This window comes from Stenotrophomonas sp. STEN014 (assembly GCF_056760315.1).
The window spans coordinates 115,959-142,486 of the sequence record NZ_JBRREN010000004.1; the positions used below are offsets into that span (position 1 = coordinate 115,959).

At 65.3% G+C, this 26,528-nt stretch carries 26 protein-coding genes and 1 tRNA gene; 24 read left to right on the forward strand and 3 right to left on the reverse strand.

Annotated features, from left to right (window positions below; genetic code table 11):
* Positions 1-17: 17 nt before the first annotated feature.
* Complete coding sequence (gene asd / locus ACVOMC_RS07185; protein ID WP_481523417.1) at positions 18-860, reverse strand: archaetidylserine decarboxylase; 843 nt, start codon at positions 858-860, stop codon at positions 18-20.
* Entirely contained in the window at positions 857-1,504 is a 648-nt protein-coding gene (locus tag ACVOMC_RS07190; RefSeq protein ID WP_481523418.1) for an SCO family protein, read from the reverse strand. The genes asd and ACVOMC_RS07190 overlap by 4 nt, the downstream gene beginning before the upstream one ends.
* Before the next feature lie 226 nt (positions 1,505-1,730).
* Between ACVOMC_RS07190 and prmB the strand changes: the two genes are divergently transcribed.
* From prmB to ACVOMC_RS07230, 8 genes are all read left to right on the forward strand, one after another.
* On the forward strand, positions 1,731-2,657 hold the full coding sequence (prmB, locus tag ACVOMC_RS07195; RefSeq protein WP_481523419.1) for a 50S ribosomal protein L3 N(5)-glutamine methyltransferase: 927 nt from the start codon (positions 1,731-1,733) through the stop codon (positions 2,655-2,657).
* A gap of 69 nt (positions 2,658-2,726) precedes the next feature.
* Positions 2,727-3,830, forward strand: a complete 1,104-nt coding sequence (gene aroC, locus ACVOMC_RS07200) for a chorismate synthase (RefSeq protein WP_481523420.1) — start codon at positions 2,727-2,729, stop codon at positions 3,828-3,830.
* Complete coding sequence (locus tag ACVOMC_RS07205) at positions 3,823-4,875, forward strand: 2-hydroxyacid dehydrogenase (protein WP_481523421.1); 1,053 nt, start codon at positions 3,823-3,825, stop codon at positions 4,873-4,875. The genes aroC and ACVOMC_RS07205 overlap by 8 nt, the downstream gene beginning before the upstream one ends.
* Before the next feature lie 83 nt (positions 4,876-4,958).
* Positions 4,959-5,984: an aspartate-semialdehyde dehydrogenase gene (locus ACVOMC_RS07210; protein ID WP_481523422.1), complete on the forward strand. Its 1,026-nt coding sequence runs from the start codon at positions 4,959-4,961 to the stop codon at positions 5,982-5,984.
* Between the two features lie 95 nt (positions 5,985-6,079).
* Positions 6,080-7,936, forward strand: a complete 1,857-nt coding sequence (locus ACVOMC_RS07215) for a type IV pilus assembly protein FimV (RefSeq protein WP_481523423.1) — start codon at positions 6,080-6,082, stop codon at positions 7,934-7,936.
* An 11-nt stretch (positions 7,937-7,947) separates the two neighbouring features.
* Complete coding sequence (locus tag ACVOMC_RS07220) at positions 7,948-8,307, forward strand: VOC family protein (protein WP_481523424.1); 360 nt, start codon at positions 7,948-7,950, stop codon at positions 8,305-8,307.
* A gap of 45 nt (positions 8,308-8,352) precedes the next feature.
* The gene (gene truA, locus ACVOMC_RS07225) at positions 8,353-9,126 is read left to right on the forward strand and encodes a tRNA pseudouridine(38-40) synthase TruA (RefSeq protein WP_481523425.1); all 774 of its coding nucleotides are present in this window, start codon (positions 8,353-8,355) and stop codon (positions 9,124-9,126) included.
* Positions 9,123-9,803: a phosphoribosylanthranilate isomerase gene (locus ACVOMC_RS07230; RefSeq protein WP_057505474.1), complete on the forward strand. Its 681-nt coding sequence runs from the start codon at positions 9,123-9,125 to the stop codon at positions 9,801-9,803. Before truA ends, ACVOMC_RS07230 begins: the two co-directional genes overlap by 4 nt.
* Here ACVOMC_RS07230 and ACVOMC_RS07235 read toward each other — a convergent pair.
* Complete coding sequence (locus ACVOMC_RS07235) at positions 9,792-10,682, reverse strand: LysR family transcriptional regulator (protein ID WP_481523426.1); 891 nt, start codon at positions 10,680-10,682, stop codon at positions 9,792-9,794. The genes ACVOMC_RS07230 and ACVOMC_RS07235 overlap by 12 nt on opposite strands.
* A gap of 214 nt (positions 10,683-10,896) precedes the next feature.
* On the opposite strand from ACVOMC_RS07235, the gene trpB reads away from it, so the two are divergent.
* The 16 genes from trpB (at position 10,897) to nuoH (ending at position 26,528) form a co-directional block, all read left to right on the forward strand.
* Positions 10,897-12,114, forward strand: a complete 1,218-nt coding sequence (gene trpB, locus ACVOMC_RS07240; RefSeq protein ID WP_481523427.1) for a tryptophan synthase subunit beta — start codon at positions 10,897-10,899, stop codon at positions 12,112-12,114.
* Positions 12,115-12,360: 246 nt separating this feature from the next.
* Positions 12,361-13,176, forward strand: coding sequence for a tryptophan synthase subunit alpha (gene trpA / locus ACVOMC_RS07245; RefSeq protein WP_481523428.1), 816 nt, complete (start codon positions 12,361-12,363; stop codon positions 13,174-13,176).
* A 187-nt stretch (positions 13,177-13,363) separates the two neighbouring features.
* Positions 13,364-14,245: an acetyl-CoA carboxylase, carboxyltransferase subunit beta gene (gene accD, locus ACVOMC_RS07250; RefSeq protein WP_054660516.1), complete on the forward strand. Its 882-nt coding sequence runs from the start codon at positions 13,364-13,366 to the stop codon at positions 14,243-14,245.
* A complete protein-coding gene (gene glmM, locus ACVOMC_RS07255) occupies positions 14,245-15,600 on the forward strand; it encodes a phosphoglucosamine mutase (protein ID WP_481523429.1) in 1,356 nt (451 codons plus the stop codon). The genes accD and glmM overlap by 1 nt, the downstream gene beginning before the upstream one ends.
* A 74-nt stretch (positions 15,601-15,674) precedes the next feature.
* Positions 15,675-16,613 carry an isopenicillin N synthase family dioxygenase gene (locus ACVOMC_RS07260; RefSeq protein WP_481523430.1) on the forward strand — a complete coding sequence of 313 codons (939 nt, stop codon included), beginning with the start codon at positions 15,675-15,677 and terminating at the stop codon, positions 16,611-16,613.
* A gap of 165 nt (positions 16,614-16,778) precedes the next feature.
* The gene (gene tpiA, locus ACVOMC_RS07265; protein ID WP_481523431.1) at positions 16,779-17,534 is read left to right on the forward strand and encodes a triose-phosphate isomerase; all 756 of its coding nucleotides are present in this window, start codon (positions 16,779-16,781) and stop codon (positions 17,532-17,534) included.
* A 30-nt stretch (positions 17,535-17,564) separates the two neighbouring features.
* Positions 17,565-17,996, forward strand: coding sequence for a preprotein translocase subunit SecG (gene secG, locus ACVOMC_RS07270; RefSeq protein WP_481523432.1), 432 nt, complete (start codon positions 17,565-17,567; stop codon positions 17,994-17,996).
* 48 nt (positions 17,997-18,044) lie between these two features.
* Positions 18,045-18,129: transfer RNA gene (locus ACVOMC_RS07275), tRNA-Leu, on the forward strand.
* Positions 18,130-18,239: 110 nt separating this feature from the next.
* Positions 18,240-18,596 (forward strand): NADH-quinone oxidoreductase subunit A, encoded by a 357-nt coding sequence (locus ACVOMC_RS07280; protein ID WP_054656929.1) that lies wholly within the window; start codon positions 18,240-18,242, stop codon positions 18,594-18,596.
* Positions 18,587-19,141 (forward strand): NuoB/complex I 20 kDa subunit family protein, encoded by a 555-nt coding sequence (locus tag ACVOMC_RS07285; RefSeq protein ID WP_054656931.1) that lies wholly within the window; start codon positions 18,587-18,589, stop codon positions 19,139-19,141. Before ACVOMC_RS07280 ends, ACVOMC_RS07285 begins: the two co-directional genes overlap by 10 nt.
* Positions 19,142-19,174: 33 nt before the next feature.
* Positions 19,175-19,927, forward strand: a complete 753-nt coding sequence (locus ACVOMC_RS07290; protein WP_481523433.1) for an NADH-quinone oxidoreductase subunit C — start codon at positions 19,175-19,177, stop codon at positions 19,925-19,927.
* Positions 19,924-21,231, forward strand: coding sequence for an NADH-quinone oxidoreductase subunit D (locus ACVOMC_RS07295; RefSeq protein WP_054656935.1), 1,308 nt, complete (start codon positions 19,924-19,926; stop codon positions 21,229-21,231). The genes ACVOMC_RS07290 and ACVOMC_RS07295 overlap by 4 nt, the downstream gene beginning before the upstream one ends.
* A gap of 91 nt (positions 21,232-21,322) precedes the next feature.
* The gene (nuoE, locus tag ACVOMC_RS07300) at positions 21,323-21,850 is read left to right on the forward strand and encodes an NADH-quinone oxidoreductase subunit NuoE (RefSeq protein WP_481523434.1); all 528 of its coding nucleotides are present in this window, start codon (positions 21,323-21,325) and stop codon (positions 21,848-21,850) included.
* A gap of 3 nt (positions 21,851-21,853) precedes the next feature.
* Positions 21,854-23,191 (forward strand): NADH-quinone oxidoreductase subunit NuoF, encoded by a 1,338-nt coding sequence (gene nuoF, locus ACVOMC_RS07305; RefSeq protein WP_481523435.1) that lies wholly within the window; start codon positions 21,854-21,856, stop codon positions 23,189-23,191.
* Positions 23,188-25,437, forward strand: a complete 2,250-nt coding sequence (gene nuoG / locus ACVOMC_RS07310; protein ID WP_481523436.1) for an NADH-quinone oxidoreductase subunit NuoG — start codon at positions 23,188-23,190, stop codon at positions 25,435-25,437. The genes nuoF and nuoG overlap by 4 nt, the downstream gene beginning before the upstream one ends.
* On the forward strand, positions 25,434-26,528 hold the full coding sequence (gene nuoH, locus ACVOMC_RS07315) for an NADH-quinone oxidoreductase subunit NuoH (RefSeq protein ID WP_054656943.1): 1,095 nt from the start codon (positions 25,434-25,436) through the stop codon (positions 26,526-26,528). Before nuoG ends, nuoH begins: the two co-directional genes overlap by 4 nt.

Below are 26,528 nucleotides of genomic sequence, written 5' to 3' on the forward strand. Positions count from 1 at the left end.
GTTCCCACAGGTGCGGGTTACTTCAGCCGCGCCAGCGCCTGCCCAAGTTGCACCGGGCTTTCGGCCTTCAGCGAGGGATCGAATTCGGCCACGCCCGGCGGCAGCAGCATGATCACCGTGGAGCCGTAATTGAAGCGCGCCATCTCGTCGAAGCGTTCCAGCGTGATGCCCTTGCCACGCCAGTCCTTGCGGGTGATGCGATCGCCATAGGCGGGGATTTCCTCCCCGCTCCACACCGTCTCCACGCCCGAAACCAGCAGTGCGCCGACCATCACCTGCACCATCGGGCCGAAGTCGGTGTCGAAGTGGCAGACCAGCCGCTCGTTGCGGGCGAACAGGCGCGGCACGTTGGCCACCGCGTCGGTGCCAACGCTGAACAGACGGCCGGGCACGTGCACGGTCTCGCGCAGGGTGCCGGTCCACGGCATGTGCACGCGGTGGTAGTCGCGCGGAGACAGGTACACCGTGGCGAACAGGCCATTGTGGAACGGCGCCGCGTCGGCGGCGTCGCCCAGCAGCTCGGCGGCGGTGAACGACTGGCCCTTGGCCTGGAAGATGCGACCGTCCTCGATCGGGCCCAGCTGGCTGATGCGGCCGTCGGCCGGCATGGTCAGGGTGTGCGGGTCGGCCGCGGCCACGCGCGCGCCGGGCTTCAGGGCGCGGGTGAAGAAGGCGTTGAAGCTGGGGTAGCTGCGCGGGTCCGGGTTGGCCGCTTCGGCCAGGTTGACGTTGAACTTCTCCGTCACCGTATCGATCAGCCAGCGTGAGAGGCGCGGGTTCTGCGAGTAGGCCAGCGAACGGGCCATCGAGGAGAGCAGGCGATGCGGCAGGACGTAGCTGAGCGTTGTTACCAGACTCATGGGGCGGTTTTCTCGGTGAGCTTGAGCAGGTCCGTGGCGATGGCCTGCGGGTTGAACGGTGGACGCATCAGCCCGGCCAGGCGGCCCTGCGGATCGAGCACGGCGATGCTGGCCGAGTGATCCATGCTGTAGTCATCGGGGTTTTCATCGAAATGCTTGCCGGGGGACTTCTGGAACACCATGCCCAGCGAGGTGGCAAAGCGCTCCAGCGAGGGGATGTCGGCCGTGGCGGCAATCGTGTCCTTGTGGAAGGCGTGGGCGTACTCGCCCAGCCGCGCCGGGGTGTCCCGTTCCGGGTCCACCGAAACCAGCACTACGCGCGGACGCAGGCTGTCAGGCAGGGATTCCCATTGCTTCTGCGCGGCGGCCAGCTCGGTCAACGTGGTCGGGCACACATCCGGGCAGGAGGTGAAGCCGAGGAAGACCAGCGTCCAGTGTCCGCGCAGCTCGCCGGGAATCAGGCGGGTGCCATCGGATTGGGCCAGATCGAACTCCGGCAAGATACGCGGCGTACCGTAGAAGATGATCGAGCTGCTGCCCTCGGTCTGCGCGTTGTCGGGGCCGAAAACCTTCTGCGCCAGAACCAGTCCCAGGCCGGCGGCCAGGGCGATGGCCAGGATGATGCCGATATTGCGATTGAACATGGGCGGTATTTTCCGTACAGGTGCCAGGCGTCGCAGCAGGCGCTCGGCCACGGGCAGGACCCGGGAGTGTAGGGGATTGCAGTGGCCCACCAGCACGCGAGGGCGCGGTTTGCCGTCGGATTCGGCGCCCGATGGCGGGTGTTGCCGAAGTTTCGGCTGCAACTGGGCGCTCAATATACCGGGCACGCGCCTATAATCGCAGGCCATTCTGTACTCCTGTATCGCCATGACTGCCCAAGCGGCCGCTGAACTCCACACGATCGTCGATCTGATCCGCTACGGCGCCAGTCGTTTCAATGCCGCCGGCCTGACCTTCGGTCACAGCTATGACAACGCGTTGGACGAGGCGACCCAGCTGGTCCTGCACAGCCTGCACCTGCCGCCGGACCTCGGCCCGGCCTATGGCTCGGCGCGCCTGCTGCAGGAAGAGCGCGAGCAGGTGCTGGCACTGTTCCAGCGCCGTATCGATGAGCGCCTGCCGGCGGCCTATCTGACCGGCGAGGCCTGGTTTGCCGGGCTGAGCTTCAAGAGCGATGCGCGCGCGCTGGTGCCGCGTTCACCGATCGCCGAGCTGATCCTGGGCGGTTTCGAGCCGTGGCTGGCCGGCCGTGAGGTCACCCGTGCACTGGACCTGTGCACCGGTTCGGGCTGCATCGCCATCGCCATGGGCCACTACTACCCGAACTGGCAGGTGGATGGCAGCGACATCAATGATGCCGCGCTGTCGCTGGCCCATGAGAACAAGCAGCGCCTGCTCGCGCACAACGTCGAGATCATCAAGTCCGACCTGTTCGACGGGCTGGAAGGCCGCGTCTACGATCTGATCGTCACCAATCCGCCGTACGTCACCAACGACGAGACCGATGCGCTGCCGCAGGAGTATTCGCACGAGCCGGATCTGGCGCTGCGCGCCGGCGACGACGGGCTGGACCTGGTGCTGAAGATCCTGCGCGACGCGCCGGAGCATCTCACCGAAGACGGTCTGCTGATCTGCGAAGTGGGTGATTCCGAGCAGCACCTGGTCAAGCTGCTGCCGGAAGTCTATTTTGCCTGGATCGAATTCAAGGTCGGGCAGATGGGTATTTTCGCCGTCGAAGCGGCCGAACTGCGCGCCCACCACGCGCGTATCGCTGAACTGGCCAGCGTCCGCTGAGGGCGCCGGTTTCACAGAACAACGCCGGTGGTATCCACGCCGGCACGCAGGCGTCTGCAAAGGTCGTGCATGTCCAGTAACTCGTTCGGAAAGCTGCTTACGGTCACCACCTTCGGCGAGTCACACGGGCCGGCCATCGGTTGCGTGATCGACGGGTGTCCGCCGGGACTGGAGATCAGCGCCGAAGAGTTCGCCCACGATCTGCAGCGCCGGGCCACCGGCAAGAGCCGCCACACCTCGGCGCGGCGCGAAGCCGACCAGGTGGAGATCCTGTCCGGTATCTACGAGGGCAGGACGACCGGTACCCCGATCGGTCTGCTGATCCGCAACACCGACCAGCGCAGCAAGGATTACAGCACCATCGCCGCGCAGTTCCGTCCGGGCCACGCCGATTACAGCTACTGGCAGAAGTACGGCATCCGTGACCCGCGCGGTGGTGGCCGCTCCTCGGCGCGCGAAACCACCATGCGCGTCGCCGCCGGCGTCATCGCCAAGAAGTGGCTCAAGCAGCGCTATGGCGTGAGCGTGCGCGGCTATCTGTCGCAGCTGGGCGAAATCGTCCCGGCGGGGCACGACTGGAGCGCGGTCGAGGACAATCCGTTTTTCTGGCCCGATGCCGCCCAGGTGCCGGCGCTGGAGGCGTACATGGATGCGCTGCGCAAGTCCGGCGATTCGGTCGGTGCGCGCGTGACCGTGGTCGCCGACGGTGTGCCGCCCGGTTGGGGCGAGCCGATCTACGGCAAGCTCGACGGCGATATCGCCGCGGCACTGATGAGTATCAACGCGGTCAAGGGCGTGGAGATCGGCGACGGTTTCGCCAGTGCCGCGCAGAAGGGTACCGAACACCGGGACCTGATCACCCCGGACGGCTTCCAGTCCAACCACGCTGGCGGCATCCTCGGCGGCATCGCCACCGGCCAGCAGATCGTCGCGTCGATGGTGCTCAAGCCGACCTCCAGCCTGCGCCTGCCCGGTGCCACCGTGGACACGGGCGGCAACGCGGTGGAGGTCATCACCACCGGTCGCCACGATCCGTGCGTCGGCATTCGCGCCACCCCGATCGCCGAGGCGATGCTGGCGCTGGTGCTGATGGACCAGGCCCTGCGCCACCGCGCGCAATGCGCTGGTGTGGGCGAGATGACACCGCGTATTCCCGGCAGTGTCGATGGCTGAGCAGCGGCCACGCGTCTGGGTATCGCAGCCCCTGTTCGACGATACCGTCGCGCAGCTGGGGGCGTACTGCGATGTGGTGGCCACACCGGAAGTCACCGCGCACGACAGTGCCGCATTGGCCGCGCAGCTGGCGGGCATGGACGGTGCGCTGGTCACGCTCAACGACCGTATCGGTGCGGCGGAAGTTGCCGGCGCGGCGCGCCTGAAGGTCATCGCCAATGTCGGCGTCGGCTACAACAACCTCGATATCCCCGCGTTGAGCGCGGCCGGCATCCTCGCCACCAATACGCCGGACGTGTTGACCGAAACCACGGCCGATCTGGGATTTTCCTTGCTGATGGCGGCGGCGCGGCGCATCGTCGAATCCGACCGCTGGCTGCGTGAAGGCCAGTGGGGGCAGTGGTCGTTCACCACCATGCTCGGCGCCGATCTGCATGGCAGCACGCTGGGCATCCTGGGCATGGGGCGGATTGGCCAGGCGATTGCCCGCCGCGGCCACCACGGCTTCGGCATGCCGGTGCTGTACCACAACCGCTCACAACTGCCGGCCGAGCAGGAGCAGGCAGTCGGTGCACGCTATGTCGGCTTCGATGAATTGCTGGCCCGTGCCGATCATCTGCTGCTGGTGCTGCCGTACACCGCGCAGAACCACCACATCATCGATGCCGCCGCACTGGCGAAGATGAAGCCGACCGCCACGCTGGTCAACATCGCCCGCGGCGGCATTGTCGATGAGCGGGCGCTGGCCGACGCACTGGCCAATGGCCGGCTGGCCGCAGCGGGGCTGGATGTCTACGAGAACGAGCCACAGGTGCACCCCGAACTGCTTGGCCTGCGCAATATCGTGCTGACCCCGCATATCGGCAGCGCCTCGCTGGCCACGCGCCGGGCGATGATGCAGCTGGCGGTGGATAATCTGCTCGCCGGCCTGGGGCTGGGGCCGGATGCCGGCCATCCGGCCAATGCGATCAATGCCGACGTGCTGGCCTCCGGTGCGGCGCGGCTGGCTGTTGCCAGCAGCAAAACCATCATCAAAAAACGGTAGGGAGCCTCCGCGGCGGTTTGCCGGAGGTTCCCCGAACCTGGCTCGACGTGTGTCCCCCCTCTCCCTTTTTTCGAGTGCACCCCATGAGCAATGAAGCCCGTCGTTTCCATGTAGCCGTCGTTGGCGCCACCGGCGCGGTCGGCCAGACCATGTTGTCGATCCTGGCCGAGCGCAACTTCCCTATCAGCACGCTGACCCTGCTTGCTTCCGAGCGTTCGGCCGGTCAGCAGGTCGACTTTGAAGGCGACAAGATCACCATCCAGGACCTGGCCACGTTCGACCCGGCCGGCGTCGAGATCGCTCTGTTCTCCGCCGGTGGCGGTATTTCCCGGGAATTCGCGCCCAAGTTCGCCGCAGCTGGCGCGGTGGTGATCGACAACTCCTCCACCTTCCGTTACGACGATGACGTGCCGCTGGTGGTGTCCGAGGTCAACCCGGAAGCGGCGAAGAACCGTCCGCGCGGCATCATCGCCAACCCGAACTGCTCGACCATGCAGCTGATGCCGGTGCTGGCGCCGATCCACCGCGAATACGGCATCGAGCGCGTCAACATCGCCACCTACCAGTCCGTGTCCGGTGCCGGCCAGACCGGTATGGAAGAACTGGGCAAGCAGACCGCGCAGCTGCTCGGTTTCCAGGAGATCGAACCGAAGAAGTTTCCGGTGCAGATCGCCTTCAACCTGATCCCGCATATCGACGAGTTCCTCGACAACGGCTTCACCAAGGAGGAAATGAAGCTGGTCTGGGAAACCCGCAAGATCCTCGGCGACGACAGCATCCTGGTGAACCCGACCGCGGTGCGCGTGCCGGTGTTCTACGGTCACTCCGAGGCGGTGAACATCGAGACGAAGAAGAAGATCAGCACCGAGCAGGCGCGCGAACTGCTGGCCGCCGCACCGGGGGTGAAGGTAGTGGACGAGCGCAAGGCCGGCGGCTATCCGACCCCGGTCACCCATGCCTCGGGCACCGATCCGGTCTATGTCGGCCGCATCCGCGAGGACATTTCGCACCCGCGCGGGCTGAACATGTGGGTGGTGGCGGACAACATCCGCAAGGGGGCTGCGCTCAACGCCGTGCAGATCGCCGAGCTGGTGGCCGCCGGCGGGTGATCGGAAACAACGGGGCCGGCCCGCCGGGCCGGCTCGCAAATCGGCACGTGTTTCCTGCGGTATTCGAAATCGGGGCGAGCCGTTATATTGGCTCCATGAAAAATAGGGGCAGGGGCGCCATGCGCTCGATACAAGGCGTGCTTGTTCTCATCCTGGCGCTGTTCAGCAGCGCCGCGATGGCCTTGGGGCTGGGCGACATCCGCGTGCTGTCCAAGCCAGGCCAGCCCTTTCTGGCGGAGATCCCGATCATTTCCAGCGATCCGGGGGAGCTGGAAAACGCCACGGTTGGTCTGGCTTCGCCGGTCACCTTCGAACGTGTGGGCCTGGCCCGCCCGCAAGGACTGGTCAGCGAGTTGCAGTTCCAGTTCGCGCAGGACCGTGAGGGACGTGCGGTCATCCGCGTTACCAGCGCCGCGCCGGTACAGGTGCCGGCGCTGGGCTTCCTGATCGAAGTCGATTGGGGCAAAGGGCGGCTGGTGCGCGAATATTCGGCACTGGTGGCCGCGCCGGAAACCGCCACCGCGGTGGCCGAGCCGGTGATTGAAGCCCCGGCGGCGGCACCTTCCAACCTGATCGTGCGCGAGCCCGAACCGCTGCGCGAAGCGCCGCTGCCCAACGCACCGGCGGCTCCCGCCGCGGCGCCGTCGACGCCAGCTCCGGCGCCCGCGCGTCCTGCGGCGGCGCAGATGCCTGGCCAGCTGGCGCCGGTGCAGCGTGGCCAGAGCCTGTCGCAGGTCGCCAGAGAGCTCGCGCGCGAAAGCGGCACTTCGCTGAACCAGACGATGGTGGCGCTGATGCGCGCCAATCCGGAGGCGTTCATCCGCGGCAACATCCACCTGCTCAAGCAGGGCGCGGTGTTGCGTACGCCATCGCAGGAAGAGTTGGCGCGGGTGGATGCGGCCGAGGCACGGGCCATGGTGCGTGAGCAGACCGCGCAGTGGCGGCAGGCGCGCGCGCCGGTTCCGCAGCCGGCGGTCGCCGATGCCGCCGCACAGCCGGCGCGTTCCGCTTCTCCGGCGGCCGCGGCCACCGGCGCGCGGCTGGAGATCGCCGCGGCGGCCGCCGGTGCACAACAGACCGCAGGAATGACAACCGGCCTCGACGCCGGGGGCGAGGGTGACATGCTGGCAAATGAACAACTGCGGCAGGCCAAGGAAGATCTGGCCACACGTGATGCCGAATTGCAGGAACTGCGTGATCGCGTCGGTGAGCTGGAGAAACTGCAACAGCAGCAGCAAGCGCTCATTGCGATGAAGGATTCGGACCTGGCGGCCGCCCAGATGCGACTGGCCGAGGCCGGCAGGCGTGAGGACGGGGCTTCATTGGGCTGGTTGTGGTTGGGTCTCATACTGGTGGTGGTTGGCGGGCTGGGCTGGTGGCTGTCGCGCCGTCGCAAGCCGCTGCCGCCTGCCCCGCGCCGCGACTTTGGTGCCGACGGGCTGGTGGCGGCGATGCCGGTGATGGGCATGGCCGCCGATCAGGTGGACGATCAGAGCGCAGATGCCGCCCGGGGGCGGGATTCCGAGGCTGAAGCGGTTGTGGTCCAGCCAGTGGCAGAAGACCACGTCGCGGTGCAGCCGGACGCCTATGAAGAGCCGATGCCGGCATGGCTGAGGGGCGGTCCGACGATCTATGCCGAGCCGCTGCCGCCGACTGTTGAGCCGGCGCCCGCGGCGCTGGGGGAAGCCTCGCCCCCGGTGGTGGAAGCGCCCGAGCCGTCGGCGATAGTGCAAGCGGCCGAAGTGCCGGAATCGGCCTGGGATGCGGCTGACACCGCGGCGGTGGCGCCCCTGAGCCCGGCGCCGGCCGGTCGCGAGCGGCTGGAACTGGCCATCGCCTATCTGGACCTGGGTGACGCGGAAACCGCGCGCACACTGCTGGGCGAAGTGATGCAGGGCGGCGATCCGCAGGCGCGGGACGAAGCCCTGGAACTGCTCGGCCGGATGCGGTGACGGAGGTTGCGATGAAGCGCGAGCGTGGTATCGATTACGTGGAATTTGCCTCATCCGACCCGGCCGCCAGTCGCCGCTTCTTCGAGCAGGTGTTCGGCTGGCAGTTCGAGGACTACGGCCCGGACTACACCGCGTTCGATGACGGCCAGCTGCAGGGTGGCTTCTTCCGCGGTACACCGGTGACCACCAGCGCCGGCGCGCCGCTGGTGGTGCTGTATGCGGCGCAGTTGACGCCGGTGCAGGCCCTGGTGTCGGCGCATGGCGGCGAGGTGGTCAAGCCGGTGTTCGTGTTTCCCGGCGGCCGCCGCTTCCAGTTCATCGAGCCCGGGGGCAATGAGCTGGCGGTGTGGTCCGAGCGCGACAGCGACTGACCGCGCCGCGATGTCCGCGGCTGCGAAATTCCAAGAGGTTTGACGATGCGTTACGCGCTGGGCGTGGAGTATGACGGCAGCGAGTTCAAAGGCTGGCAGCAGCTCGGTGAGAGCGGCTGTGCCAGCGTGCAGGCGACGTTGCAGGATGCGCTGTCCTCGGTGGCGAACGCGCCGATCCATGTGGTCTGTGCCGGCCGTACCGATGCCGGCGTGCATGGCGAATGCCAGGTGGTGCATTTCGACAGCGAGGTTGCGCGCACGCCGCGCGGCTGGATGTTGGGAACGACCACACGGCTGCCGCCCTCGGTCTGCGTGCGCTGGTGCGTGCCGGTCGACGAGGAGTTCAACGCCCGCTTCTCGGCCCGTGCACGTCGCTACCGCTACCGGCTGATGAACCGGCAGGTCCGGCCCGCGCTGTACCGGCAGACCCTGAGCTGGGAGCGGCGGCCGCTGGATGCCGATGCGATGCACCGGGCCGCGCAGGCGCTGCTGGGCGAGAACGATTTCAGCTCGTTCCGCAGCGCGCAGTGCCAGGCGTTGCACGCACGCCGTGAGCTGCAGGCGATCTCGGTCCGCCGTCATGGCGAGGTGGTGGAGGTCGAAGTGCAGGCCAATGCGTTCCTGCACCATATGGTGCGCAATATCGTCGGCTCGCTGCTGATGGTGGGGGCGGGCGAGAAGCCGGAAAGCTGGATCACCGACGTGCTGGCGGCCCGTGATCGCAATCAGGCCGGGCCCACCGCGCCGCCGCAGGGGCTGGTGTTCGTCGGTCCGCTGTATCCTGAGCACTGGCAATTGCCGGCCGAGGTGACGCTGTGAGTCGCACGCTGTTCCGTACCCGCATCAAGTTCTGCGGCATGACCCGCGCCGGTGACATCCGTCTGGCCAGCGAGCTGGGGGTGGATGCGATCGGCTTCATCTTCGCCAAAGGCAGCGTGCGCCGGGTGGCGCCGGCCGAGGCGCGCGCGATGCGTCAGGCGATCGCACCGATGGTGGACGTGGTGGCGCTGTTCCAGAACAACAATCGCGAGGAAGTGCGCGAGGTGCTGCGTGCGGTGCGGCCCACCGTGTTGCAGTTCCATGGTGATGAGGACGACGGTTTCTGCCGCAGCTTCAACATGCCGTACCTGAAGGCGATCGCGATGGGCGGTGGCACCGAGATCACCGCGCGCGGGCTGCAGCAACTGTATCCGCATACGGCCGGCTTCCTGTTCGACAGCCACGCGGTCGGCGGCAGTGGTGGCACCGGGGTCTCGTTCGACTGGTCGCAGATTCCGCCGGGCGTGCATCGCCCGTTCCTGCTGGCCGGCGGTCTCCGCCCGGAGAACGTGCACGACGCGATCCTCGCCACCCAGCCGTGGGGCGTGGATGTGTCCAGCGGCATCGAGTCGGCGCCGGGCCTGAAGGACGGCTACAAGATGCGCCAGTTTGTCGAAGAGGTGCGCCGTGCCGACATGGCCGCCGACGACACCACCGAGGCGGGTTCAGCCCTGTAACTGGCGCTGCAGCCACTGTGCCAGCAGTTCCACGCGCGGGTCGTCGCCACGGGTGGTGCACAACCCCCAGCTGCCGTCGGTATCGACAAAGCCCCACGGGGCGACCAGCCGGCCACGGGCCAGCTCTTCGGCCACCAGCGGCTGTGGCGCGATGGCCACACCGAGTCCGGCGACGGCCGCTTCCAGCAGGTAATAGAGATGCTCGAAACCGGTGCCGTAGTGCAGGTGCTGGTGATCGATACCGTTGCGCATGGCCCAGGTTGGCCAGGCCTGCGGGCGCGAGCGGGTGTGCAGCAGCGCGTGCTCGTGCAGGGCGCCGGGCGGCTGCTGTGCCAGTAGCTGCGCGCCGGGCATGGCCGGGCTGAACACCGGCCCGATCCGCTCCGGCGCCAGGGTGTGGACCTGCCAGCCCGGCGGCCACGGCGCCTGGCCGAGCATCAGGGCGGCATCCAGGCCTTCCAGGCGCGGGGTGAAATCGCCTTCCTGCGCGGCCAGGTGCAAGGTCAGCTGCGGCAGGTCGTGCTGCAGGTCGGGCAGGCGCGGAATCACCCAGCGGGCGAGGATGCTGCCGGGGCAGCCAAGCACGAACGCAGCGTTGCGTTGTGGCCGGCGCAGCGCCGCCACGCAGTCAGTGATCTGCGCAAAGGCCGCCGAGCTGGCCTCGAGCAGGCGATGTCCTGCGGCATTCGGGCGGATGCCGCGGCCATCGCGTTCGAACAGGGTTAGGTCCAGCTCCTCTTCCAGTGCCCGCAACTGGCGGCTGACCGCGCCGTGGGTGACGTGCAGTTCCGCTGCGGCCAGGCTGACGCTGCGCAGCCGTGCGGCGGCCTCGAAGGCACGCAAGGCATTGAGTGAGGGCAGGGCGCGATCGTCTTTCATGGCGCACGTCTGACCGCTACGGATGACGGGAATGCCGGTTTTGCAGGAGCAAAAGTCGGCCCTGCGCCACCCTTCGGGCGGTTTCGTCCTGAGAAACGACTGTCCTGCTGTTTTTTCATGTGAGTTTTTCTAACACATGGATCAGGATTTATCGATATTCATGTCAGCTTGGGTGGGCTAGATTGCAGTCCTGTTCCTTGTTGCCGTGATTGCCATGACCGCCTCACCGATCGACGATTTCCACGCCTTCCCGGACGCCCGGGGCCACTTCGGCCGCTATGGCGGCAGTTTTGTCGCCGAAACGCTGGTTGGCCCGCTGCAGGAACTGGCCGCCGCTTACGACCAGGCGCGGGTTGATCCGGCCTTTATCGCCGCCTACGACAAGGACCTGAAACACTACGTTGGCCGGCCGAGTCCGATTTACCATGCCGAGCGTCTGAGTCGCGATGTGGGCGGTGCGCAGATCCTGCTCAAGCGCGAGGACCTCAACCACACCGGCGCGCACAAGATCAACAACACCATCGGCCAGGCGCTGCTGGCCGCGCGCATGGGCAAGACCCGCATCATCGCCGAGACCGGAGCCGGCCAGCACGGTGTGGCCTCGGCGACGGTGGCCGCGCGGCTGGGTATCGAGTGCGTGGTCTACATGGGGGCCACCGATATCGAGCGGCAGAAGATCAACGTCTACCGGATGAAGCTGCTCGGGGCGACGGTGGTGCCGGTGAGCAGCGGTTCGGCCACGCTCAAGGATGCGCTCAACGAGGCGATGCGCGACTGGGTGACCAATGTGCGCGACACCTTCTACATCATCGGCACCGTGGCCGGTCCGGACCCCTATCCGCGCATGGTGCGCGACTTCAATGCGATTGTCGGGCGCGAGGCGCGCGCGCAGATGCTGGAGGATTACGGCCGCCTGCCCGACGCGATCACTGCCTGCGTTGGCGGCGGCTCCAACGCCATCGGCCTGTTCCACGCCTTCCTCAACGATCCTGAAGTGAAGATCTACGGTGCTGAGGCGGGCGGTGATGGCATCGCTACGGGTCGCCACGCCGCGTCGATATCGGCCGGTCGGCCGGGTGTGCTGCACGGCAATCGCACCTATGTGCTGTGCGATGACGATGGCCAGATTACCGAAACCCATTCGATTTCCGCCGGCCTGGATTACCCGGGCGTCGGTCCGGAGCATTCGTTCCTGGCCGACACCGGTCGCGCCCAGTACGTGGGCATCACCGACGAGGAAGCGCTGGCCGCCTTCCATCGCCTGACCCGTACCGAGGGCATCCTGCCGGCACTGGAGTCCAGCCATGCCGTGGCGCAGGCCATCAAGCTGGCGCGCGAACTGCCGAAGGACGCGCTGGTGCTGTGCAATCTGTCCGGCCGTGGCGACAAGGATGTGCACACTATCGCCGCGCGTGAGGGGCTGGTGCTGTGAGAGCCGCCGCGATGCGAGCTCCGTTGCCGATCGGCCTGGCCGTGGTGTTGACGGCGTGCACGCTTTCTGCGCTACCGCCGGCGGCGACGGCGTCCGCCGCGTGTGTAGCACCGGAAGGGGATTGCGCCACCTTCACCGGCCACGCCGTCCGCGTGGTCCTGCGCCTGGAAACACTCCATGGTCTGCTGACCCCGCTTTACTGGGGCCAGCCCGACGCGGTTGAACTGATTGAAGGATGTGCCTGAGATGTCCGTAACCCGAATTGACGACTGCTTCGCCCGCCTGCGTGCCTCCGGTCGCAAGGCGCTGATTCCTTTCATCACCGCCGGCGATCCTTCGCTGGAGGCGACCGTGCCGGTGATGCATGCGCTGGTCCAGGCCGGCGCCGATGTGATCGAGCTGGGCGTGCCGTTCTCCGATCCGATGGCCGATGGCCCCACCATCCAGCGCAGCTCCGAACAGGCGCTGGCACGCGGGGCTGGGCGGCAATATGTGCTGGACACAGTGGCGCGCTTCCGCAAGACCGATGTGGCCACGCCGGTGGTGCTGATGGGCTATCTCAACCCGGTCGAGATCCGCGGCGCTGTCCGTTATGCACAGGAGGCGGTCGCTGCCGGTGTGGATGGCGTGCTGCTGGTGGATCTGCCCCCGGAAGAGGCCGAGGATATCCGCGCAGCCTTCACTTCCGCCGGCTTGGCGCTGATCCTGCTGGCGTCGCCAACCAGCAGCCCGGTCCGTCTCGATGCCTTGTGCGAAGCGGCGCAGGGGTACCTGTACTACGTGAGTTTCGCCGGCGTCACCGGTGCCTCCGAACGACTGGACAGTGCGGCCGCGGGCGAGCGCCTGCGGCTGTTGCGGGCCGGTGCGAAAGTGCCGGTGGTGGCCGGTTTCGGTATCAAGGACGCCGCCAGTGCGGCGGCGATGTCGGTGGATGCCGATGGCGTGGTGGTTGGCAGTGCGCTGGTGGCGCGCATGTCCGCCGCGGCCGATCCAGCCGGGGCCGCGGTATTGGCGGGCGAGTTCCTGCGGCCGTTGCGCGCGGCGCTGGATGGCGCTGGCTGAGCCCGGGCAGGCCGGTTGCCCGCGCCCCTTGTAAGGAGTGAAACGTACGCGGGGGTAGGGTTTGCGTCGTCCTGGCATAGGCCCGGATGTGTGCAGGCGGGGGGGGGGCGCCACCGTCGCAGGGGTGAGCTAGACTGTGGGCCCTGTCGCGGCCGCAAGGTCGCCCTGAACGGAACCGTCACCCCGCATGAGTTGGCTCAGCAAGTTGATGCCGTCCGGCATCCGTACCGACAACACGCCTTCCAAGAAACGCAGCGTCCCCGAGGGCCTGTGGGAAAAATGCAGCAGCTGCGGCGCGGCCCTGTACCGCCCGGAACTGGAAGAGAATCTCGAGGTCTGCCCCAAGTGTGGCCATCACATGGCCATCCGCGCCCGCGCGCGCCTGGCCTCGTTGTTTGATGCCGACAGCACCACCGAGATCGCCGCCCGCCTCGGGCCGACAGACGTGCTCAAGTTCAAGGACCAGAAGAAGTACGCCGAACGCATCAAGGCCAGCCAGAAGAACACCGGCGAGTACGACGCGCTGGTGGCGATGCGCGGCCTGCTGAAGGGCCGCCCGCTGGTGGCCTCGTCCTTCGATTTCGCCTTCATGGGCGGTTCGATGGGATCGGTGGTCGGCGAGCGCTTCTCGCTGGCGGCGGAAACCGCACTTGAGCTGGGCTGCCCGTATGTGTGTTTCTCCGCCAGTGGCGGCGCGCGCATGCAGGAAGGCCTGTTCTCGCTGATGCAGATGGCCAAGACCTCGGCCGCGCTAGGCAAGCTGCGTGACGCGGGGTTGCCGTATATCTCGGTGCTGACCCATCCCACCACCGGGGGCGTGTCGGCCTCGTTCGCGATGCTCGGCGATATCAACATCGCCGAGCCGCACGCGCTGATCGGCTTTGCCGGCCCGCGCGTGATCGAGCAGACCGTCCGCGAGAAGCTGCCGGAAGGCTTCCAGCGCTCGGAATTCCTGCTCGAGCACGGCGCCATCGACCAGATCTGCGACCGTCGCGAAATGCGCGACCGCCTGGCCGAGCTGCTGGCGATGATGATGCGACAGCCTGAGAACGAAGACGAAGCGGCCTGATGAGTACACGCAAGTATTTCGGCACCGACGGCATCCGTGGCCGGGTCGGCCAGGGCGTCATTTCCGCTGATTTCGTGCTGCGTGTGGGCAATGCGCTGGGGCGGGTGTTGCTCGAACGTACCGGGCGCCGGCCGACCGTGGTGATCGGCAAGGACACCCGCATCTCGGGCTACATGTTCGAGGCGGCGCTCGAGTCCGGGCTGGTAGCCGCGGGGGCCGATGTGCAGCTGCTGGGGCCAATGCCGACCCCGGCAGTGGCGTTTCTGGCCCACACGCTGGGTGCCGACGCCGGCATCGTCATCAGTGCCTCACACAATCCGCATCACGACAATGGCATCAAGTTCTTCTCCGGTGAAGGCGAGAAGCTCGACGATGCCACCGAGCTGGCGCTGGAAGCGGCACTGGAGGCGCCATTTTCTACGGTCGAGTCCGACCGGTTGGGCAAGGCAATGCGTGCCCGCGACGCGGTCGGCCGCTATATCGAGTTCTGCAAGGTCAGCGTGCCGCGCGATTTCTACCTGCGCGGGCTCAAGATCGTGCTGGACTGCGCCCATGGCGCGACCTATCACATCGCTCCACTGCTGTTCCGCGAACTGGGGGCCGAGGTGATCGCCATCGGTGCCGAGCCGAACGGCATCAACATCAATGACGGGGTGGGGTCCACCCACATTGACAACCTGGCGCGCAAGGTTGTCGAGGTGGATGCCGATCTGGGCATCGCCTTCGACGGTGACGGCGACCGTGTGCTTATGGTGGACGATACTGGTGCCGCCGTGGACGGTGATGGCCTGCTCTATATCCTGGCCAAGGCCTGGCAGGCCAGCGGTCGTTTGCGTGGGCCGGTGGTCGGTACCTTGATGACCAATTACGGGCTGCAGCAGGCGCTGGAACGGCTGGATATCCCGTTCGTGCGGGCCAATGTCGGTGATCGCTATGTGCATCAGGCGCTGGTCGAGGGCAAGGGCGTGCTGGGGGGCGAGGCGTCGGGACACATCCTGTGCCTGGACCGGGCCACGACCGGTGACGCCATCATCAGTGCGTTGCAGGTGCTGGAAGTGCTGGGAAGTGCCGGCCAGACCCTGCGCCAGGCGGGTGCGGGGCTGGTGATGGTGCCGCAGAAGACCATCAATGTGCGCCTGGAGTCGGGGGCGCGCGAAGTGGTCAGGAGTGCGCCGGTGCAGGCGGCGCTGGCCACGGCGCAGGCGGCGGTTGCCGGACGGGGCAGGGCGTTCCTGCGGCCGTCGGGCACCGAGCCGGTGGTGCGGGTCACCGTCGAGGCCGACCAGGCCGGGTTGATGGCGGACACGCTCGAAGCACTGGCCGACGCCGTCCGTTCGGCTGCCGCACAGGTTTGAGCTGGATCATGGTGTTGCTGTCGGGGTCCCGGTTCCAATAGCTGGCGCCCCGTTTCCTTCTCTGGAGTAGTTGAATGAGTTCCCGTATTCCCACCCTCGACATCACCCGTTTCGATACCGACCGTGACGCCTTCGTGGCTGAGCTGGGCGCGGCGTATCGCCGGTGGGGGTTTGCCGGTATCCGCAATCACGGTATCCCGCAGGCCGAGATCGATGCCGCCTATGAGGCCTTCAAGGCGTTCTTCGCGCTGCCGGAGGCTGTGAAAAAGCAGTATCACGTGGCCGGTGGTGGTGGTGCTCGCGGTTACACGCCGTTCGGGGTGGAGACCGCCAAGGGTTCCAAGCATTTCGACCTGAAGGAGTTCTGGCATATCGGCCGTGAGATTCCGGACGATTCCAAGTACCGCGAAGTGATGCCGCCGAACCTGTGGCCGAGTGAGGTGCCCGGCTTCAAGGAGTACGGGTACGGTCTTTACCAGAAGCTGGACCAGCTGGGCTCGCGCGTGCTGTCGGCGCTGGCGCTGCACATCGGTCTGCCGGAGGACTATTTCGCCGACAAGACCAACAACGGCAACTCGATCCTGCGGCCGATCCACTACCCGCCGATCACCACCGACGACATCCCCAATGTGCGTGCCGGCGCCCATGGCGACATCAACTTCATCACCCTGCTGGTCGGCGCCAGTGCCGCCGGCCTGGAAGTGCAGTCGCACGAAGGCGAGTGGGTGCCGTTCACCTCCGATGCCGACACCATCGTGGTCAATATCGGCGACATGCTGCAGCGCCTGACCAACCACGTGTACCCGTCCACCATCCATCGCGTGGTCAATCCTCCGGGCGAGCTGGCTCGCCAGCCGCGCTACTCGGTGCCGTTCTTCCTGCATCCGAATCCGGATTTCCTGATCGATGTGCTGCCTTCGTGCGTTAGCGCGGAGAATCCGAGCCGTTACCCCGAAGCGATTACCGCCCATGGCTTCCTGGAAGAACGCCTGCGCGAGATCAAGCTGAAGTAACGCGTTGGCCGGCCGGTCTGTCCGGTGCGGCTCCGCCACAACGCCGTCGCGGCCTGCGGGTCCGGCGGCGTTTGTGCATGTTGTCCCGGATTGTCCGGTGTTGTCCTGTCGATGGCCGCAATTCGGCTATCCTTCGCCCACCTTTTTACGGGGAGTCATTCCTGAATGCGCCAGAAGATCGTTGCCGGTAACTGGAAGCTGCATGGCAGCCGTCAATTCGCCACCGAACTGGTGGGCCAGGTGGCCGCTGGCCTGCCGCTTGAGGGGGTGTCACTGTTGATTCTGCCGCCACTGCCGTATCTGGGCGATCTGATCGAGGACTTCGAGCGCACGGAACTGGCATTCGGGTCGCAGGATGTCAGCAGCAACGAAAAGGGCGCCTATACCGGCGAGGTCTCCGCCGCCATGCTGGTGGATGTCGGGGCAACGCATGGGCTGGTAGGGCACTCGGAGCGCCGCCAGTACCATAACGAAAGCAGTGAGCTGGTGGCACGGAAGTTCCTGGCGGCCATCCATGCCGGACTGATCCCGGTCTTGTGTGTCGGTGAGACGCTGGAGCAGCGTGAGGCCGGTCAGACCGAGCAGGTGATCGCCTCGCAACTGGCGCCGGTCCTGGATCTCGCCGGAGTCGATGCATTTGCCAAAGCGGTGGTGGCCTATGAGCCGGTCTGGGCGATCGGTACCGGAAAGACCGCGACGCCAGAGCAGGCGCAGGCCGTGCATGCGTTCATTCGTGGCGTAGTGGCCAAGGCCGATGCTAGAATCGCTGATTCGTTGCCGCTCCTTTATGGTGGCAGCGTCAAGCCCGACAATGCTGCAGAGCTGTTTTCACAGCCTGACGTCGATGGCGGGCTGGTAGGTGGCGCTTCGCTGGTGGCGGCTGATTTTCTGGCCATCGCGAGAGCAGCGGCCGGTCGCTAATCGGGTGGAATTGTCCGGGACGGATTTCAAATGCTGATGTTGATCCTCAATGTGGTCTATGTGCTGGTGGCGGTCGCGATGATCGCGCTGATCCTGATGCAGCGTGGCTCGGGTGCTGCGGCTGGCTCGGGATTTGGTGCGGGTGCGTCAGGTACGGTGTTCGGCGCGCGTGGCGCCTCGAATTTCCTGTCCAAGAGCACCAAGTGGCTGGCGGTGGTGTTTTTCGGTATCAGCCTGTTCATGGCCTGGTATGCAAGCCACGGCGCGCGTCCGGCGGGTGAGGGGCTCGGGGTCATGTCCCAGGCAGTAGCGCCGGCAGTGGCTCCTTCGGTGCCCGTGGGTGAGTTGCAGTCGGTGCCGCAGGTGCCGGCAGTGGGTGATGTGCCGCAGGCGGCCGCTCCCACGGAAAATATTCCGGTCCAGAGTGAAGAAAAGCCCGTCGAGGGCGCACAGAAAGACTGAAGACGGTTACAATACGCGGCGCACTGCAAAACAGTTGCGCTGACGTAAGCCCAGGTGGCGGAATTGGTAGACGCACTACCTTGAGGTGGTAGCGACGAGAGTCGTAGGGGTTCGAGTCCCCTCTTGGGCACCATTAGTATTTGCGGGTTCGCGGGGCGCGTTGGCGCCCCGTCATCACATTCCCGACAATCACCCATGCCGCGGCGCCCGCAGGTGCCAAGGCAGAGGCAAGAGAGAATCGCTGTGCTGGCCGAATATTTGCCGTCTCTGCTGTTTCTGATCGTCGCCACCGGTATCGGTATCGCGCTGATGCTGATCGGCCGGTTCCTCGCTCCGCGTAGCCCGGACAGTCAGAAGCTTTCGCCGTACGAGTGCGGCTTCGAGGCGTTTGAGAACGCGCGCATGAAGTTCGACGTGCGCTATTACCTCATCGCCATCCAGTTCATCGTCTTTGATCTGGAAATCATCTTCATCGTGCCTTGGACCCAGGTCTTCATGGAGCTGGGCGCCCGTTCGCTCGTCACCATGGGGCTGTTCGTAGGCATGCTGTTCCTCGGCTTTATCTACGTGTGGAAGAAGGGAGCGCTGGAATGGGAGTGATCCAAACTCTCGACGGCCTGATGAACAACCCGATCCCGGAAGGGCGGGTCGACGACATCCTGCGGCCTGAAGGCGACAATCCGCTGCTCGAGAAGGGCTATGTGACCACCAGTGTCGATGCGCTGTTGAACTGGGCGCGTACCGGCTCGATGTGGCCGATGACCTTCGGTCTGGCCTGCTGTGCGGTGGAGATGATGCACGCCGGTGCGGCGCGTCTGGATCTGGACCGTTACGGCATCGTGTTCCGCCCGTCGCCGCGTCAATCGGATGTGATGATCGTGGCAGGCACGCTGGTCAACAAGATGGCGCCGGCGCTGCGCAAGGTCTATGACCAGATGCCGGATCCGAAGTGGGTCATCTCGATGGGCAGCTGCGCCAACGGTGGCGGCTACTACCACTATTCGTATTCGGTGGTCCGTGGCTGTGATCGCGTGGTGCCGGTGGACGTGTACGTCCCGGGTTGCCCGCCGACCGCCGAGGCGCTGGTGTACGGCATTTTGCAGTTGCAGAAGAAGATCTGGCGCACCCAGACCATCTCTCGCTGATTTCCCTTTCAAATCAAGAGCACGCCAGCCCCCATGGCCCAGCAAGCACATTCATTGATCGATCGACTTCGCGCCCGTTTTGCCGGTGCGCAGGTCTTCGTGATCGAACCGCGCGGCGAAGTTACGTTGGAGGTGGCTGCGGCCGACTGGCACGCAACCGCCTTGGCGCTGCGTGACGAGTTCGGCTTCGAGCACCTCACCGATCTTTGCGGCGTCGACTATCTCGGCTACGGCAGTGATGAGTGGGATACCTCGGATGTGTCCTCGCACGGCTTCAGTCGTGGTGTGGAAGGAAAGAGCACGGGCCGCTTTGCCTGGGGTGAGTTCCCCAGTCATGAGTCGACCGCTGGTGCGACGCCTGACGCTATGCCGAAGCAGCGTTTTGCCGTGGTTGCCCAGCTGCGTTCCTACCAGCACAACCAGCTGCTGCGCATCCGTTGTTTTGCGCCGAACGAAGAGTTGCCGGTGGTCGCTTCGCTGACCAGCGTCTGGCCGGGTGTGAACTGGTTCGAACGCGAGGCGTTCGATCTGTTCGGCGTGATTTTCGAAGGTCACCCGGACCTGCGCCGGATCCTGACCGACTATGGTTTCGTGGGCCATCCTTTCCGCAAGGATTTCCCGCTGATCGGCAACGTCGAAGTGCGTTACGACGAAGAGAAGAAGCGCGTGATCTACGAACCGGTGACGTCGGTCGAGCCGCGCGTCGGCGTGCCACGCGTCATCCGCGACGACGCCCGCTTCCAGACTGCGGAAGGCGAGCGCGCGCAGACGGAGGCAAGCAAGTGAGTGAGTTCAAACAGGCCTCGCAGGCCTTCGCCAGCAATCCTGTTGAAGCCCAGCAGGAGATCCGCAACTACACGATGAACTTCGGTCCGCAGCATCCGTCTGCGCACGGCGTGTTGCGTCTGATCCTGGAGATGGATGGCGAGACCATCATGCGCGCCGATCCGCATATCGGCCTGTTGCATCGTGGTACCGAAAAGCTGGCCGAATCCAAGCCGTTCAATCAGTCGATCGGCTACATGGATCGCCTGGATTACTGCTCGATGATGTGCAACGAGCATGCCTATGTGCGTGCCATCGAGAATCTGGTCGGGATCGAAGCGCCGGAGCGGGCGCAGTACATCCGCACCATGTTCGACGAAATCACCCGCATCCTGAACCACCTGATGAACATCGGCACCGGTGCGCTGGACCTGGGTGCGATGGCGGTGATGTTGTACACCTTCCGTGAGCGTGAAGAGTTGATGGACTGCTACGAGGCCGTTTCCGGTGCTCGCATGCATGCAGCCTATTACCGCCCGGGTGGTGTCTATCGCGACCTTCCCGATGCGATGCCCAAGTATAAGGAATCGCGCTGGCACAAGGGCAATGCGCTGAAGCGTCTGAATGCTTCGCGCGAGGGTTCGATGCTCGACTTCCTAGAGAATTTCACCAATGAATTTCCCAAGCGTGTCGACGAATACGAAACCCTGCTGACCGACAACCGCATCTGGAAGCAGCGTACCGTTGGTATCGGCGTGATCACGCCCGAACATGCGATGGCATGGGGCATGACCGGCGTGATGCTGCGTGGTTCGGGTGTGGCCTGGGATCTGCGCAAGAAGCAGCCCTACGCCAAGTACGATGCGGTGGATTTCGACATTCCGCTCGGCACCAATGGCGATTGCTATGACCGCTACCTGGTCCGTGTTGCCGAGATGCGCGAATCCAACCGCATCATCAAACAGTGCGTGCAGTGGCTCAAAGCCAATCCCGGTCCGGTGATGGTCCAGAACTTCAAGGTCGCGCCGCCCTCGCGCGCGGAAATGAAGGACGACATGGAAGCGCTGATCCATCACTTCAAACTGTTCAGCGAAGGCTATTGCGTGCCAGCCGGTGAGACGTACGCGGCAGTCGAGGCGCCGAAGGGCGAATTCGGTTGCTATCTGCTCTCCGATGGTGCCAACAAGCCGTTCCGCGTGCATCTGCGCGCGCCTGGCTTCGCCCATCTGTCCTCGCTCGACTCGGTCGTGCGTGGTCACATGCTGGGTGACGTGGTGGCGATGATCGGTACCTACGATCTCGTGTTCGGTGAGGTCGACCGGTAATGCCGGTGAACTGCACAACGCTCGATGCCCGCGTGGCTCTGCTGCCGCGGGCCTCGCTTTTCCAGAATTTGCTATTCGTTGAGGTCGGCCGATGAAGGCGACAGGTAATTTCGAGGCGGCGCGTGACGTCGACCCGATGGTGGTGCTGAGCGACAAGACCCGTGCTCACATCGATCACTGGCTGGCAAAGTTTCCGCCCGATCGCAAGCGCTCGGCGGTGCTGCAGGGCCTGCATGCGGCCCAGGAGCAGAACCAGGGCTGGCTGAGCGATGAGCTGATCGCCGCCGTGGCCAAGTATCTGGATCTGCCGTTCGTGTGGGCGTACGAAGTGGCGACTTTCTACTCGATGTTCGAGACCGAGAAGGTCGGCCGCAACAACGTTGCGATCTGCACCAACATCAGCTGCTGGCTCAACGGTGCCGAGGATATCGTGCGCCATTGCGAGAAGAAGCTGGGCATCAAGCACGGCGAGTCGACCGCTGACGGCCGTGTCTACCTCAAGAAAGAGGAAGAGTGCCTCGCCGGCTGCGCGGGCGCGCCGATGATGGTCATCAACGGTCACTACCATGAGCGCCTGACGCTGGACCAAGTTGATGCGCTGCTGGACGGGCTGGAGTAAGGCATGGCACACCACGAATCCAAGGGGCCGGTAGGACCGGCACCGCTTCCGCACAACGTGGTCTACACCACGTTGCATTACGACACCCCGTGGTCGTACGAAAGCTATCTGAAGACCGGTGGCTACGCCGCGCTGCGCAAGATCCTTGAAGAGAAGATCCCGCCGGCCGACGTCATCGAGATGGTCAAGCAGTCCGGCCTGCGTGGCCGTGGCGGCGCCGGCTTCCCGACCGGCCTGAAGTGGTCCTTCATGCCCAAGGGCGACATGCAGAAGTACATTCTCTGCAACTCGGATGAGTCCGAGCCGGGCACCTGCAAGGACCGCGACATCCTGCGCTACAACCCTCACTCGGTGGTCGAGGGCATGGCGATCGCCTGCTACGCCACCGGTTCCACCGTCGGCTACAACTACCTGCGCGGCGAGTTCCACCACGAGCCGTTCGAACATTTCGAACAGGCCCTGGCCGATGCCTACAAGCACGGCTGGCTGGGCAAGAACGTGATGGGCAGCGGTGTCGATATCGACATCTATGGCGCCCTGGGCGCCGGTGCGTATATCTGCGGCGAAGAAACCGCGCTGATGGAGTCGCTGGAAGGCAAGAAGGGCCAGCCGCGCTACAAGCCGCCGTTCCCGGCCAACTTCGGCCTGTATGGCAAGCCGTCGACGATCAACAACACCGAGACCTACGGCTCGGTGCCGGCGATCATCCGCAACGGCCCGGAGTGGTTCAAGGGCCTGAGCAAGACCGCCAACGGCGGTCCGAAGTGCTTCTCGGTCTCCGGTTGCGTGCAGCGCGGTGGCAATTTCGAGGTGCCGCTGGGCACCACCTTCGACGAACTGCTGGAAATGGCAGGTGGGCTGCGTCCGGGCCGCAAGCTGAAAGGCGCCATCCCGGGCGGTGTGTCGATGCCGGTGCTGACCGCTGCCGAGCTCAAGGGCCTGCCGATGGACTACGACACCATCCGTGCGCTGGGCTCGGGCCTGGGCTCGGGGGCGATCGTGGTGATCGACGACAGCGTGTGCTGCGTGAAGTTCGCCTGCCGTATCAGCCAGTTCTTCCACAAGGAATCCTGTGGCCAGTGCACCCCGTGCCGCGAAGGTACCGGCTGGATGCACCGCGTGCTGGAGCGCATCGTCGCCGGTCAGGCCACGATGGAAGACCTGCACCAGCTCAAGACGGTGGCCGGCCAGATTGAAGGCCACACCATCTGCGCATTCGGTGAAGCCGCCGCATGGCCGATCCAGGGTTTCCTGCGTCAGTTCTGGGACGAATTCGAGTACTACATCGTCAACGGTCATTCGATGGTTGACGGCAAGAAGGTGGAGGCTGCTGTCGCATGAGCGCGCAACCGGTAAATCCCAATGAGACGACTGCGGTTGTGCCCGAAGGGCACGTGACCATCGAGATCGATGGCCAGTCGCTGGTCGTGCCCAAGGGTTCGATGATCATCCAGGCCGCCGACAAGGCCGGCATTCCGATTCCGCGCTTCTGCTATCACGAGAAGCTGCCGATCGCGGCCAACTGTCGCATGTGCCTGGTCGATGTGGAAAAGTCGCCCAAGCCGTCGCCGGCCTGTGCCACCCCGGTCATGGATGGCATGAAGATCCAGACCCGCAACGAGAAGGCGCTCAAGTACCAGCGTTCGGTGATGGAGTTCCTGCTCATCAACCATCCGCTGGACTGCCCGATCTGCGATCAGGGCGGCGAGTGCGAGCTGCAGGACGTGTCGCTGGGCTACGGCCGCTCGGTCAGCCGCTTCAACGAGCGCAAGCGCGTTGTGGTGGACGAGGATATGGGGCCGCTGGTCGCCACCGAGATGACCCGCTGCATCCAGTGCACCCGCTGCGTGCGCTTCACCGCCGAAGTGGCGGGCACCTACGAGCTGGGTGGCATGTACCGCGGCGAGAACCTGCAGATCGGCACCTACGACGGCAAGCCGCTGACCACCGAGCTGTCCGGCAACGTCATCGACGTGTGTCCGGTCGGTGCGCTGACCAACAAGGTGTTCCAGTTCAAGGCGCGCCCGTGGGAACTGACCGCGCGCGAGTCGCTGGGTTACCACGACGCGATGGGCTCGAACCTGTTCCTGCACGTGCGCCGCGGCGAAGTGCTGCGCGCGGTGCCGCGCGACAACGAGCTGGTGAACGAGTGCTGGCTGTCCGACCGTGACCGCTATTCGCACCAGGGCCTGTACGCCGCCGATCGCGCCGTCAAGCCGCTGCAGAAGGTCAATGGCGAATGGAAGGAAGTGAGCTGGGCCGAAGGCCTGGCCGCGGCCCGCGAAATCTTTGAAGCCAACGGTGGCGACGACCTGGGCGTGCTGGTGCATCCGTCCACCTCGAACGAGGAGGGCGCATTGCTGGCACGTCTGGCGGCCGGACTGGGTTCGACCAATATCGACCACCGCATCAACAACCGCGATTTCTCCGACGCTCCTGTCGCACAAGCGTTCGGCATGTCGCTGGCCGAGATCGAGAAGGCCGACCGCATCGTCGTGCTGGGTAGCAACATCCGCCACGAGCTGCCGTTGCTGCACGCCCGTCTGCGCAAGGCGCAGACCAGCAATGGGGCGCAGATCCATGTGGTCAACCCGGTCGATTTCGACTTCGCGTTCAAGCTGGCTGGCAAGCAGATCGTTGCACCGTCGCGCTTTGCCGAAGCGCTGGGCAGCGCGCAGCTGGTCGACGCGGTGAAGGGCGGCAGCAACACCGTCATCATCGTTGGCGCGATTGCCGAAAACCACCCGCAGGCCGCCGCCATCCGTGCTGCTGCCGGCGCGTTTGCCGCGGCTACCGGCGCCAAGCTGTGCCGCATTCCGCAGGGCGCCAACGCGCTTGGCCTGACTCGCGCTGGCGTGCTGCCGGCCGGCAAGGATGTCAACGCGATGCTGGCGCAGCCGCGCAAGGCCTATGCGCTGTATGGCATTGAGCCGGGCCTGGATTTTGCCGATGCCGCCGCTGCCCGCAAGGCGCTGGCCGGTGCCAAGGTCGTGGCTTTCAGCCAGTTCGCCTGTGCCTCGACCCGCGATGTGGCCGACGTGATCCTGCCGATCGGCGCGCTGCCGGAAATCGAGGGCACGCTGACCAATCTCGATGGTCGCGACCAGGTTGCCCGCGCTGGCGGCAAGTTGCAGGGCGAGGCCCGCGAGGGCTGGCGCGTGCTGCGTGCGCTGGGGGGTGACATGCAACTGGCCGGGTTCGGTTTCACCGATCTGGCAGGTCTGCGTGCCAGCCTGCAGTCTGTGGCGGTGAAGGTTGCCGCTTCGGCGCAGCCGCCGCTGGCCGGCGAGGGCCTGGAAGTGGCTTCGACGCCGGCTATCTACCGCACTGATGCGGTGGTACGTCGCGCCGAAGCGCTGCAGTCGCATCCGCTGAACAACGCACCGCGCATTGTGCTCAATGTGGAAGACGCCGCGCGTCTTCAGCTGACCGAAGGCCAGATGGCCAAGGTCGGTACGGAAGCGGGCAAGGCGACATTGCCGGTCGTCGTCGACGCACGCGTCGCCGCCGGTACGGTGTGGATTGAATCGGGCCACGGCGCAACCGCGCCGCTGGGCGCTGCACGGGTAACGGTGGTGGCTGCATGAACGAGTTGCTGTTGAACGCGGTCGACCCGCTGCACCAGTGGTTCCTCGCCCTGGGCGATATCGGCATCGTGCTGTGGACGGTGCTGAAGATCCTGGTGATCGCGATGCCGATCATCATCTCGGTGGCGTTCTACGTGTTGTGGGAACGCAAGCTGATCGGCTGGATGCACGTCCGCCACGGGCCGATGTATGTCGGCCTGGGGGGGCTGCTGCAGGCTTTTGCAGACGTCACCAAGCTGCTGTTCAAGGAGATCATCGCCCCGACCAGCGCCCACAAGGCGATGTATGTGATCGCGCCGCTGATTGTGCTGGCACCTTCTTTCGCCGCGTGGGCGGTGGTGCCGTTCGACGCCAAGCTGGTGCTGTCCAACTCCAACGTGGGTCTGCTGTATCTGCTGGCCATGACCTCGCTGGGCGTGTATGGCGTGATCCTCGCCGGCTGGGCATCCAACTCCAAGTACGCCTTCCTCGGCGCGATGCGTTCTGCCGCGCAGGTGGTCAGCTATGAGATCGCGATGGGGTTCGCGCTGGTTGGCGTGATGATCGCCGCGGGCAGCCTGAACCTGAGCGAGATTGTGTTGGCGCAGAAGGGCAATTCGGGCCTGTTTGACTGGTTCCTGCTGCCGCTGTTCCCGCTGTTCGTGGTGTATTGGGTGTCCGGTGTGGCCGAAACCAACCGCGCGCCGTTCGACGTGGTGGAAGGCGAATCGGAAATCGTTGCCGGACACATGGTCGAATACTCCGGTGGTGCGTTCGCGCTGTTCTTCCTGGCCGAATACGCCAACATGATCCTGATCAGCTTCCTGATCGCGATCTTCTTCCTCGGTGGTTGGTTGAGCCCGATCCAGGGCTGGGTCACGGCGGATATCTCGCCGTGGATCAACTGGATCTGGAACGGTGGCTGGCCGTGGCTGCTGCTGAAGGTGTTGTTCTTCGCCAGTGCCTATATCTGGTTCCGTGCAAGCTTCCCCCGTTTCCGTTATGACCAGATCATGCGTCTGGGCTGGAGAGTGTTCATCCCGCTGACCATTTTCTGGATCGCGGTGACGGCACTGATGGTGTTCTACGGCGTGATCCAGAAGGGCGTTTGA